The organism is Alphaproteobacteria bacterium, from assembly GCA_024244705.1.
In the GTDB taxonomy this organism is placed as follows: domain Bacteria; phylum Pseudomonadota; class Alphaproteobacteria; order JAAEOK01; family JAAEOK01; genus JAAEOK01.
In genome coordinates this window covers 1-11,401 of record JAAEOK010000111.1, presented here as the reverse complement: position 1 = coordinate 11,401, position 11,401 = coordinate 1, and the positions used below count along the sequence as shown (strand labels likewise).

The 11,401-nt window shown below is 58.6% G+C and carries 13 protein-coding genes; 7 read left to right on the top strand and 6 right to left on the bottom strand.

Annotated features, from left to right (window positions below; all coding sequences use genetic code 11):
* The 5 genes from GY791_20170 to GY791_20150 form a co-directional block, all read left to right on the top strand.
* Window positions 1-118: IS630 family transposase (locus GY791_20170; protein MCP4330717.1), on the top strand; the 118-nt coding region annotated here is incomplete at its 5' end.
* A gap of 132 nt (window positions 119-250) precedes the next feature.
* Window positions 251-1,633, top strand: coding sequence for an aspartate aminotransferase family protein (locus GY791_20165; protein MCP4330716.1), 1,383 nt, complete (start codon window positions 251-253; stop codon window positions 1,631-1,633).
* Window positions 1,634-1,702: 69 nt separating this feature from the next.
* Window positions 1,703-2,914 carry a 5-aminolevulinate synthase gene (gene hemA, locus GY791_20160; protein MCP4330715.1) on the top strand — a complete coding sequence of 404 codons (1,212 nt, stop codon included), beginning with the start codon at window positions 1,703-1,705 and terminating at the stop codon, window positions 2,912-2,914.
* Window positions 2,915-3,066: 152 nt separating this feature from the next.
* Window positions 3,067-3,609: a hypothetical protein gene (locus GY791_20155; GenBank protein MCP4330714.1), complete on the top strand. Its 543-nt coding sequence runs from the start codon at window positions 3,067-3,069 to the stop codon at window positions 3,607-3,609.
* Between the two features lie 125 nt (window positions 3,610-3,734).
* Entirely contained in the window at window positions 3,735-3,995 is a 261-nt protein-coding gene (locus GY791_20150) for a hypothetical protein (protein MCP4330713.1), read from the top strand.
* A 33-nt stretch (window positions 3,996-4,028) separates the two neighbouring features.
* Here the strand turns inward: GY791_20150 and GY791_20145 are convergent, their stop codons facing one another.
* From GY791_20145 to pdxH, 5 genes are all read right to left on the bottom strand, one after another.
* Window positions 4,029-4,769, bottom strand: a complete 741-nt coding sequence (locus GY791_20145) for an SDR family oxidoreductase (protein MCP4330712.1) — start codon at window positions 4,767-4,769, stop codon at window positions 4,029-4,031.
* Between the two features lie 109 nt (window positions 4,770-4,878).
* The gene (locus tag GY791_20140) at window positions 4,879-5,259 is read right to left on the bottom strand and encodes a hypothetical protein (protein MCP4330711.1); all 381 of its coding nucleotides are present in this window, start codon (window positions 5,257-5,259) and stop codon (window positions 4,879-4,881) included.
* A gap of 74 nt (window positions 5,260-5,333) precedes the next feature.
* Entirely contained in the window at window positions 5,334-6,884 is a 1,551-nt protein-coding gene (locus tag GY791_20135) for an AAA family ATPase (protein MCP4330710.1), read from the bottom strand.
* Between the two features lie 18 nt (window positions 6,885-6,902).
* Entirely contained in the window at window positions 6,903-7,832 is a 930-nt protein-coding gene (locus GY791_20130) for a cation diffusion facilitator family transporter (GenBank protein MCP4330709.1), read from the bottom strand.
* Window positions 7,829-8,419, bottom strand: a complete 591-nt coding sequence (gene pdxH, locus GY791_20125; GenBank protein MCP4330708.1) for a pyridoxamine 5'-phosphate oxidase — start codon at window positions 8,417-8,419, stop codon at window positions 7,829-7,831. Before pdxH ends, GY791_20130 begins: the two co-directional genes overlap by 4 nt.
* 399 nt (window positions 8,420-8,818) lie before the next feature.
* On the opposite strand from pdxH, the gene fabI reads away from it, so the two are divergent.
* Window positions 8,819-9,658, top strand: coding sequence for an enoyl-ACP reductase FabI (fabI, locus tag GY791_20120; protein MCP4330707.1), 840 nt, complete (start codon window positions 8,819-8,821; stop codon window positions 9,656-9,658).
* A 3-nt stretch (window positions 9,659-9,661) separates the two neighbouring features.
* Window positions 9,662-10,744 (top strand): chorismate synthase, encoded by a 1,083-nt coding sequence (aroC, locus tag GY791_20115; protein ID MCP4330706.1) that lies wholly within the window; start codon window positions 9,662-9,664, stop codon window positions 10,742-10,744.
* A 17-nt stretch (window positions 10,745-10,761) separates the two neighbouring features.
* Here aroC and GY791_20110 read toward each other — a convergent pair whose 3' ends face one another.
* On the bottom strand, window positions 10,762-11,217 hold the full coding sequence (locus tag GY791_20110; protein MCP4330705.1) for a hypothetical protein: 456 nt from the start codon (window positions 11,215-11,217) through the stop codon (window positions 10,762-10,764).
* Between the last annotated feature and the right edge of the window lie 184 nt (window positions 11,218-11,401).

The following is an 11,401-nucleotide window of genomic DNA, read 5'->3' as shown; positions in this document are numbered from 1 at the left end:
CGTCTTCAACTCATACGACGACATCGTCGACCACTGCTGTGACGCCTGGAACAAGCTCATCGATCAGCCCTGGAAAATCATGTCGATCGGACACAGGCAATGGGCACATAGGTCATGATCAACGGGATTTGGTATAAGTGCGCCGTTGGCGGGATAGGTCCACATCTTTGGGTCGGTCAAAGTATAGGCTTTGACAATCACCGCATGGGCGCCGATATTCGCCCCTTCATCCTCAGTTCGGAGATCACCAATGGCTCATCTCGGCAACTCGGCCGCGAGTCGCGACATCGCTTACGTCCTGCACCCTTACACGAACCTGAAAGTGCACCAAGACAAGGGACCGTTGGTGATCACGGAAGGCCGGGGAATTCACGTCTTCGACGAAGATGGCAAGGAATATATCGAAGGCCTGGCAGGGCTCTGGTGCACATCGCTCGGCTTTAATGAGGAGCGGCTGGTCGACGCCGCGACGGCCGAGATGCGTAAGCTCCCATTTTATCACACCTTCGCCCACAAGTCGCACGACGTCGGCATCGAACTGGCCGAACGATTGATCTCGATGGCGCCGGTCCCGATGTCGAAGGTGTTCTTTACGAATTCCGGATCGGAAGCCAACGACTCGGTCGTCAAGATGGTCTGGTACTATCACAACGCGATCGGCAAGCCGGAAAAGAAGAAAATCATTTCTCGCGTCAAAGCCTATCACGGCGTCACTGTGGCCTCGGCCAGCCTCACCGGTTTGCCGGCCAATCACCAGGCATTCGATCTGCCCATCGTCAATATTCTGCATGCCGATTGTCCGCACTACTACCGGTTCGGTGAAGATGGCGAGAGCGAAGAGGAATTCGCCTCTCGCCTAGCTGCCAACCTCGAAAGGCTAATCGTCGACGAAGGGCCCGAAACGGTGGCCGCGTTCATCGCCGAACCGGTTATGGGCGCGGGCGGTGTCATCGTGCCGCCGAAATCCTATTTCGACAAGGTCCAGGCGGTCTTGCGCAAGTATGACATCCTGCTGATCGCCGACGAGGTTATTTGTGGGTTCGGCCGTACCGGCAACATGTTCGGTACCGAGACGTTTGGCCTGAAACCGGACATTATGACTGTCGCCAAGGCGCTCTCGTCCGCCTATCTGCCGATCGGCGCGGTTCTGATATCCGAACCCATTTACCAAGCGCTCGCGGAGCAGAGCGACAAAGTCGGTACATTCGGTCACGGGTTCACCTATTCGGGCCACCCCGTCGCCTGTGCCGTCGCGATCGAAACCCTGAAAATTTATGAGGAAAGAAACCTCATTGACCACGTCCAGCAAGTTTCACCGGTGCTTCAAGATGGCCTGCGAGAGCTCGCCGATCACCCCCTGGTCGGCGAGGTTCGGGGTATTGGGTTGGTCGCCGCCGTCGAATTGGTGACCGACAAGTCAACCAAGCAATCGTTCGACCCTGCCGACGCGGTTGGCGCCTTTTGCGCGTCGCGCGCCCAAGACCATGGCCTCATCATCCGCGCGCTTGGCGACAGCCTGGCGTTTTCGCCGCCGCTGATTATCACCGCGCCGCAGATCGGGGAAATGATCGAGCGCTTCAAAAGGGCTTTGAATGACACGGAAGAAATGGTTCAGGCAAAAGGTCTGCGGTAACCGCTATTTGGATCCGGCGAGACAGGAGCCGAATCGGAAATCGTCGCGCGGAAAAGGCGCATGGATTCGATGAACTACAGCGACAAATTCGGTCAGGCCGTCGATGCCTTGAAATTGGAGGGCCGATACCGCGTGTTCGCGAACATCGAGCGGCGGGCGGGCCGGTTTCCAGCGGCATACCGACATCACCAGAACGAGCTCGCCGAAGTAACCGTTTGGTGTAGCAACGACTATCTCGGAATGGGGCAGCATCCAGCCGTCATTTCCGCCATGCAGGATGCGATCGCTACATGCGGCGCGGGAGCCGGCGGCACACGCAATATTTCTGGAACCACCCATTATCACGTCATGCTCGAGGCGGAATTGGCCGACCTTCACCGCAAGGATTCGGCACTGCTGTTTTCCTCGGGCTATGTCGCCAACGAAACCGCGCTCAGCGCGTTGGCGAACGGCCTTCCCGGTTGCGTCATCCTGTCGGATGAGATGAACCATGCCTCGATGATCGCCGGCATTCGCGCCGGCGGCAGCGAAAAACGGATCGTTCGCCACAATGACCTGGCCCATCTGGAGGCGGAACTGGCGGCCCTCGACCCTGGACGCCCGAAAATTGTGGCCTTCGAGTCGGTCTATTCAATGGATGGCGACGTCGCGCCAATCGCCGCCTACTGCGAATTGGCCGAAAGATATGGCGCGATGACATACCTCGACGAAGTCCACGCGGTCGGACTTTACGGCCCTCGCGGCGCGGGCGTCGCGGAACGGGATGGCGTCATGGACCGGGTGACCGTCATTCAGGGTACCTTGGGCAAGGCGTTCGGAGTCATGGGCGGGTATATCGCCGGCGCCGAACCGATCGTCGACTATGTACGCAGCTTCGGCCCCGGGTTCATATTCACCACCGCCCTGCCCCCGGCGATTTCGGCGGGCGCGCTGGCCAGCCTTCGTGTTGTCCGCGACGCGACCGAATTGCGCGACCGGCATCAGGAACGCGCGGCCACGCTGAAACGTCGACTCGGCGAGGCCGGCCTGCCGGTGATGGCGACGGAATCCCATATCGTCCCGTTGATGGTCGGCGATGCCAGGGCTTGTAAGGCGGCCAGTGATCGGTTGCTGGACCACCATGGCATTTATGTCCAGCCGATCAATTATCCGACCGTACCGAAGGGCACGGAGCGCCTGCGTTTGACGCCATCACCCCTTCATGGGGACGCCGAGATCGACAGGCTGATCGATGCCTTGACCGATGTTTGGCGAAGTATTGGACTCAAATGGGCCGCCTAATTGGTGACGCGTAAGGTGCCCCAAATGCGCAGAACATCGGTACGTAAGCGGGTTGTGATTTTCGTTAGTTATTGAGAATCGCTCTCAGTTACATTATTTTTGATTTATCGCTACAATCTCGTGGACTCAAACTCAGGGCCATAGGTTCAAACGTGTATCGCGACAACACACTCATTCCGACCGAGGCAATCAGATTGGCGGCGCTCGGTTATTTGGCCAGCGCACCGGCCCGCTATGCCGATGTCGCCGGCCAGGTTCGCCATTTTGTCAGCCGCATCACCGGGCCCTCTCTCGACGTTTTGGGAACTTCAATTGAGCTCTTGCGTTTCGAGGGGCTGGTCGACGCTGTCGACAGCGAATCGGGTATGGCAGACAACGCCTTGCTCCGAATTACGGAGAAGGGCAAGGTGGAACTCGATTCCCTCCTACGGTCGAATGTACGGACACCGATCGACGGTGTCGGCAAACTGATCCTCGCTCTGAAGATTCGGTATCTTCATCTATTGACCGAGGACGGACAGCAGGAGCAAATCGATTTGCTGATTGGGATGAGCCAAACCGAGCTCGCCCGACTAGACGATTTGGCCACGGGATACGACGGCGAACCGGGCCACTTGGTGGAATGGCTAAATCACGATCGCGCCCATGTCCGCGAGCGAATCGACTGGCTGCAAGCGCTGAAAGCACGGGTCTGACGCCACCTATCGGCATTCCCCTGGTCGCCCTCGATGAGTAGTCAGGCGGCCATCACATCGCACTGAAAGATACGTCGTCTGGCCGGTGTGAAATACTCGTTCGAAACAGAGTGGGAGAGCGAAGCATGCGATTCAGAGAACGAGCAGACGCCACTGTCAAATCCATTGCTGGCGGATTGAACCTCGACCTTTCGGATAGCCAAGTCAAACAGATGACAGATATCGTCGAGCAGGCGATCATCGACGAAGCACGGGAAGAACGGGAGCGATGCGCGACGGTAGCTCATCACTGTTGCCGTGAAGACATGGATTTGGCGCACAAGACTGCCAGGACGATTCGCGAAGCCAATGAAGCGCTGATCACGAATTTGATGGCCATGCGATAATCCAACGGCGCCATCCCGCTTGGACCGATCGACCTAGAGCAAATGCTGGCCGCCGGTCACGAATATCTCGGTGCCGGTCACATAAGACGACCCCTCATCGCACAGGTAGTACACGGTATTGGCCACGTCGGCCGGCGTTCCCATGCGATGAAGCGGGATTCGAGGTATCAACGTCTCATATTCCGGTCCCACCATTGCGGTCTCGATTTCTCCCGGCGCGACGGCATTGACACGAACGCCCAATTCGGCGAATTCGACCGCCATCTCCCGAGTCAAAGCCGAAAGCGCCGCCTTGGAGGTCGAGTAGGCCGATCCGGCAAAGGGGTGTATGGCATGCCCCGCGATGGAAGTGATATTTACGATGGAGCCCTTGCCCTTTGCCAGCGGACCGGCGAAACCGCGGGCCAGAGCCAGAGGCGTAAAGAAGTTTAACTCGAACACCAGCCGCCACGCCGCGATATCTCCATTCAGGCATCCGAGCCGTTCTTTGAAAGGCGTTTTCGGCGACACGGCGGCATTGTTGACGAGCGAATGAAGCGGTGTGTCCCCCAATAGGTCCAGGGCCTCTGCGACAAAGCGGCTGGTCTCTTCGGACGACGACAAATCGACAGCGATGTGATGCGTCCAGTTCGGATCGCGTTTGCATTCCTCCGGCACCTCGCCGCGCGAGCATGTGATGATCTGCCACCCCGCGTCGGAAAACCGCTTCACCGTCGCATGCCCGATACCCCCGCTGGCACCCGTCAGAATGACTGTCTTCCGTTCCCCGTCCATGTCAAGAGACTAGGCGGTTTTCAGGCCGAGTTCCATGGATCGATGCGGAAACGGTCCGCCGTTCTTGTTTGAGAGGACGACTGGATGGGTTGGCAAGGGGGTCGGAAGGTCAGGCCCTGGTTACCGGCGCCGCGTCGATTGAAACGATGCGAAACGGCCGGGCGATGCCGTCATGTTCGGTTATCGACATGTACTCGCCAACGACGAAACTGTGACGATCGAATTTGAAGATCGGTTCGTCATCCTCGTCTCCAGGTTCATAGGAAAACATCCAGCGCCGCCCGCGCGTCCGCAACAACAGGCCGTGTTCGTCGTCTTCCCCATCCCAAAAACGGCGGACGGTACAAACCTGATTGTACTTGCTCCACTCGTCGAAATTCAATTGACCGTCATCATCCAGGGGAGCGACGAATTCGTAACCGTGGGATGAACTGCCCTCGGGATAGTCCTTCGTACGGGCCAATTCGAGCCGAATTTGCTTCAGCGACAAACTTACCTCCAGGACCTTGTTGCGACGATTGGATCGATCCTCGCCTTGACACATGGTAGTGGCAATGACGTGGATCAAGCAGGTGAGACGTGCCCCGCCGCGGCCAGCCTTCGGCGTGCGTCCGCAAGCAAGGCGGCGCGGGTCTTATCGGAATCGAGACGCAACCAATCAATATGACCCCGGTCGGACTGAAATTGTTGTCGAACGACCGCGGCGGTTGCATCCGAGGCATCCCCATGGCGGCGGTCGACGCGGTGCGACATCGTTTCCAGTGGCGCGTCTAGCCAGATACCGAAGAACGGCGCACCACACCCACGCGCGGCTTCTTCTATCGATTGGCGGCTATCGACCCGATCATAGACGGCATCGCAAATCACCGACTGGCCGCTCGCGAGGACCGCTGACGCACGTTCCCGAAGGATCGAATAGACCCGTTCCGAGACCTCAGGGCGATATCCACTGGGATCCAATCGGGTCGACAATTCGACCCCCATGATCTCCTTCCTGATTTCGTCGCTACGAAGAACCACCGCGCCCGGCCTGCGCCCCACCTGTGGAGCAAGCGCATAGGCGAGCGTCGACTTGCCGCTCCCCGACAGGCCGCCGATCGCTATCGCAATGGACGGCGCCGGCGTTAGCAGGCTCCGCGATAGATCGAGGTACGCGGCGGCCTCTTCCCGATCGGCGTTCCGGCGGTCGGATTCGCTTCTCGATTTCGCCGTGGTGGCCATCACCAGAGCCCGAATTGCCGCACGCATGGCGAGGTAAAGCGGCAGCAGTGGTAAACCCGAATAGTCTCGCGCGGATCCGAGGTATCCATTGAGAACAATATTGGAAAATGCCGGCAAATCGCGATGAATCAAATCCATGATCAGAAAGCCGAGATCATAGAACGTATCGATCACCGCGATTTCGTCGTTGAATTCGATCGCATCGAACAGCATCGGCTGGTCGGCAATCAGGCAAATGTTTCTTAGGTGCAGGTCGCCATGGCAATGCCGCACGAACCCGCCGGTGCGGCGCCGATTCAAAAGATCCGTTCGTGCCTCTGCTTCAGCTCTGAGAGACTCGACGACCCCGTGAAAGCCGTCTCGCGGCAACTCGGCGGCGACCTCGTTGAAGGATTCGGCGATACCCGCGATAACGTGGCGCGCCTCGGCAAATCCTCCATGGTCGTGTCTGGGCTCCAGGTGGTGATGGAATTCCGCAATGATTTCCGCGAGGCGGCGCATGATCCTGGTATCGAGCCGGCCGGCTTTGGCCAAGTGATCGAACAGATCCGCCTGATCGAAACGCCGCATCGCGACCACCCAATCCACGGGATTTCCGATGCCGCCGAGTTCCAATGCTTGCCCACGGCGCGCGATTGGCATGACCCCAAGGTAATATTCCGGTGCCGTCCGCCGGTTCAGCTCGACCTCGGCTTTGCACATGTCGAGACGTCGCGCGGCGGAGGAATAGTCGAGATAGGGAAGCTTAATCGCACGCTTCAGTTTGTAGGCCCGATCGCCGGCCAGAAACACGATCGCGATATGGGTCTCGATGCGATCCACCTGACCCTCGATCCCATAGGTTTCCGGGCGGGACAGAAACTCCACCACGGCGCTCTGGTCTTCTACGATCACGGCGACAGGTCCCGCACCTCAATAATCCGGATGGTCTTCCTCCAACCCGGCCGGATCCTGATGGATGATGACTTCCGCCTCTGGAAATGCAGTCTGAATCTCTGCCTCCACCGTATCGGCGATATCGTGGGACTCGGTCAGCGTCATGTTACCGTCCATTTCCAAATGGAGTTGGATAAAGGAATCGCGGCCGGAAGCACGTGTTTTCAATTCGTGGACCGACAATACTTTTGGATGCGACAAGGCCAGCGCCATGATTTTCGAGCGATCTTCGTCCGGAAGCTCGCGATCCATCAACATATCCAGGCTGGATCGGCCGATGCGAAGCGCATTGAACATCAGAAATAGGCCGACCGCCGCCCCGACCAAGGGATCGATCCAATAGAACCCTAGCGTTGTCGACGCGATCAGCGAACCGATGACGCCCAGGTTAATGAACAGATCACCCTTGTAATGCAGGGCATCGGCACCAATCGCGACCGAGCGGCTGCGGCGAATGACATATGCCTGAAACCGGACCAATACGATCGTCACGACGATGGCAAAAATCGAAACGCCGACGCCGACGTAGGCATAGGACACCGGGTGGGGAAACAACGCCCTATTGCCGGCTTCGATCAGCAGCAAGATGCCCGATCCTACGATGAACGCGGATTGCACCAGCCCCGACAGCGGTTCCAGCTTGCCATGCCCGAACCTGTGTTCTTCATCCGCCGGTCGCAAGGCATGACGCACCGCGAACAGATTGAAGATCGAAGTCACGGAATCGAGCAAAGAATCGATCAGCGACGACAACATGGCAATCGAATCAGTCAGGATCCACGCGACGATTTTTGCGGCGATCAAAACCAGCGCAGTCGAGACCGATGCATAGGTCGCCAGCCTCATCAGGCGCGCGACACGGTCCCGATCGTTTTTGTCAATGTTTGTCAAGGCTTCGGCCGTCATGGAAAAAGACGACGCGTTTGCCAACCGTCACCGTGACGCTGATAAACCAGCCTATCGTGAAGACGGAATGGGCGGCCGTGCCAGAATTCCAAATAGTCGTGACGGACCCGAAACCCGCTCCAATGCGGCGGTCGAGGAACTTTCGACACGCCGAACTTGGCAGCAAATTGGGCCACCCGCTTTTCGAGTGCGAAGCGGCTTTCGAGAGGTTGCGACTGCTGCGAGGCCCACGCACCGATTTGGCTGCCGCGCGAGCGAGTGGCAAAATAGGCATCCGCTTCCGCGCCGTCGACCTCGCTCACCGGTCCCTCGATCCGCACCTGACGCTCGAGGCTCTTCCAGTGGAATAGCAGCGCCGCCTTTGGGTGCGCCAACAATTCCCGACCCTTGCGGCTTTCATAGTTCGTAAAAAATACGAACCCCGCGGCGTCGAAATCTTTCATCAACACCATGCGCAACGACGGTTGACCATCGGCTCCAACAGAGGCCATGGCAAGCGCGTTCGGATCGTTGATTTCGGATTTCTGTGCATCGGCAAACCACGCTCGAAATAGATCGAGAGGGTCGCTGTGTTCCGGGTTGGTCATGCTCGGCGTCCGTTATCGAGTCTGGTTCTTCGAATTTAGGCGGACCGTGTCCTGACCGCCACCCCATCTAGGCGTAATCGCGCCAACTTCGGCTAGCGGCGCGGCGAACGCCGATGCGGCGTGCCCCAACCCGGGCGTCGCAAACTGGAATAGGCAACTCCGAATTCGGGCGGCTGGGATTTACCCGGTTGCCGCTGTTTTGCTTCTCGAAGCAATTACGTGCCGTCAACTAAAATTCATAATTATCAAGTGGTTAGAATTTGGTCGGTCCCGGAAAATCGGCACCGAAGGTGGGCGTGGGTGGAGCTGGGGCTGTGGAACCCCGCCATGTTTGCTCGCCGGTATCGATGGTGTAGGATGCCAGATCGTCAACGCTCGCATACCTTGCTGGGGACAATTATGACACAGAGTGCCGCCCTGATGACGGGCAAGCGGGGCCTGATTATGGGTGTCGCGAGCGACCGATCTATCGCCTATGGCATCGCCAAGGCCGTTCACGATCAGGGTGCGGAGCTGTGCCTGACCTACCAATCCGAACCTCTCCTCAAACGCGTTGCTCCGCTGGCCCAGCAATTGGGGACGGATTTCCTAATCGAATGCGACGTCATGAATGGCGAGACCATGGACCGGGCCTTTGCTGCCATTGGCGATAAATGGGGCAAGCTCGATTTCGCCGTCCACGCCATTGCCTTTTCGGACAAGGACCAGTTGACCGGTCAATACCTCAACACGAGCCGGGATAATTTCCTTAAGACGCTGGATGTTTCCTGCTTTTCGTTTACCGACATGTGCCGTCGCGCGGTTCCCTTGATGAACGATGGCGGCAGTTTGGTGACTCTAACCTATTACGGGGCGGAGCGGGTGATGCCCCACTACAACGTCATGGGAGTCGCCAAAGCCGCCCTCGAGGCGAGCGTGCGATACCTCGCCGTCGATCTTGGCCCGCAAAATATTCGGGTCAATGCCATTTCCGCCGGTCCGATCCGAACCCTGGCGGCGATGGGCATCGGGGACTTTCGTCATATCCTGAAATGGAACCAGCTCAATGCGCCGCTGAAACGCAACGTGACCACCGACGACGTCGGCCAGGCCGGGCTTTACCTTCTGAGTGACCTGTCCGCCGCGGTGACCGGGGAAGTCCATCATGTCGATTGCGGCTACAACATCGTCGGCATGTTGGCCACCGACGCGGCGTCGGACTTGAGCGATTTGCTCAAGGATTTCAAGGCCAAAGACTAAGCCATGCCGGAAAACACGTTTGGCCACCTATTTCGCTTCACGACCTGGGGCGAAAGCCACGGTCCAGCGATCGGCTGTGTCGTTGATGGTGTCCCATCGGGATTGGAGGTCTCCGAAGCGGACGTGCAACACTGGTTGGACCGCCGTCGACCGGGCCAGTCCAGGTTCACGACGCAACGCCGAGAGCCCGATACCGTGCGCATTATTTCAGGCGTCTTCGAAGGCAAAACGACGGGCGCGCCGGTGTCGCTCATGATCGAAAACGTCGATGCGCGAACGAAGGATTATGGCGCGATCAAGGATCAGTTTCGGCCCGGTCATGCCGATTACACCTATTGGGCCAAGTATGGTGTTCGTGACTACCGTGGCGGCGGGCGCGCATCGGCGCGGGAAACGGCCTGCCGCGTCGCGGCTGGGGCGATCGCGCGAAAATTACTGGCGCGAGACCAGCCCGAGACGGCGGTCCGCGGTGCGCTGGTGCAGATGGGACCGCATAAAGTGGACCGCCAGCGCTGGGATTGGTCGGAAATCGAGAACAATCCATTCTGGTGCCCGGACAAGGTCATGGCCGACCAATGGGCGGAATTTCTCGACGAGGTCCGCAAGAGGGGGTCTTCGACGGGCGCGGTTATCGAAGTTCAGGCCAGCGGCGTTCCGGTCGGGTTGGGCACGCCGGTTTACGGCAAGCTCGATGCGGATCTGGCCGCTGCGATGGTTAGCATCAACGCGGTCAAGGGTGTCGAGATCGGCGACGGTTTCGCATCGGCAGACATGCCTGGCGAATCGGCGCAGGACGAAATGCGATTGGATGATGACAATCGCCCGCGCTTTCTTTCGAATCATGCGGGAGGCGTATTGGGCGGCATAACCAGCGGCCAGGACATCGTCGTCCGCTTTGTCGTCAAGCCAACCAGTTCGCTACCGCGCGCCAGTCAAAGCCTCGATATCCATGGCGCCGAAGTCGAAGTCACGACAACCGGCCGACATGACCCCTGTGTCGGCATAAGGGCGGTCCCCGTCGGCGAGGCCATGATGGCGTGCGTATTGGCCGACCACTGGTTGCGCCGCAAAGCGGAGTCGCGCTAGTCGTCCAACCCTGGATATCACCGTGCGGTAAATGGCGGCACCGTCTTGCCCGACAGCGGCGGGACGATGGTTCCCGACAACGGCGGTGGCAGGCGACGGTTTTCCGGTGGAAGAGGTTGAATGGACCGTCGCTTTGGAATCAAGACCCGCAAGTTTCCTTCTTGGCCGGCGGCATCGCCCCACGGACCTGCGGACCTCACGCTGACCCAGTTCAATGGATTCAGCGTTTCCGCGCTGGCTATGACACGACCCCCTTCGACGATCTCGGCCCAAAGCTTGCCTCGGAAATCTTTCTTCTTGATGCGGCACCGAATGGCGGCACCATCGAAGATCAGGCTATCCGGCACCAATCCATCGAAGGTTTCGGAAATTTCGGTCCCATCGCCGAGCACGCCTTCGCATTCAGCGGTGAAGGCCAGAGCGGGGCTGCCGCCAATCTCCAAGGTAAATTCCTTTGTCGGATCGGGTGCCATTATCGGATCCTGGTGAACGGCCTCGACCGAAGCCGGGCCTCTGATACCAAGTCTCTGTGAGTGGGACTCATATAGGGGCTTTCCGGAACGGTGTTTTTCTGATTCAAGATGGCAAACGGATGGAGGTTTGCCATGGGTTCTCCGGTTTCACTTCGAGACGATTTTGGTGCGGCCGGACTTCGGT

Bases quoted from the DNA above. Each gene is read 5' to 3' on its own strand.
- GY791_20165 (MCP4330716.1), top strand. From the start codon at position 251: ATGGCTCATCTCGGCAACTCGGCCGCGAGTCGCGACATCGCTTACGTC.
- GY791_20150 (MCP4330713.1), top strand. From the start codon at position 3,735: ATGCGATTCAGAGAACGAGCAGACGCCACTGTCAAATCCATTGCTGGC.
- fabI (MCP4330707.1), top strand. From the start codon at position 8,819: ATGACACAGAGTGCCGCCCTGATGACGGGCAAGCGGGGCCTGATTATG.
- aroC (MCP4330706.1), top strand. From the start codon at position 9,662: ATGCCGGAAAACACGTTTGGCCACCTATTTCGCTTCACGACCTGGGGC.
- GY791_20130 (MCP4330709.1), bottom strand. From the start codon at position 7,832: ATGACGGCCGAAGCCTTGACAAACATTGACAAAAACGATCGGGACCGT.
- pdxH (MCP4330708.1), bottom strand. From the start codon at position 8,419: ATGACCAACCCGGAACACAGCGACCCTCTCGATCTATTTCGAGCGTGG.
- GY791_20145 (MCP4330712.1), bottom strand. From the start codon at position 4,769: ATGGACGGGGAACGGAAGACAGTCATTCTGACGGGTGCCAGCGGGGGT.
- hemA (MCP4330715.1), top strand. From the start codon at position 1,703: ATGAACTACAGCGACAAATTCGGTCAGGCCGTCGATGCCTTGAAATTG.
- GY791_20110 (MCP4330705.1), bottom strand. From the start codon at position 11,217: ATGGCACCCGATCCGACAAAGGAATTTACCTTGGAGATTGGCGGCAGC.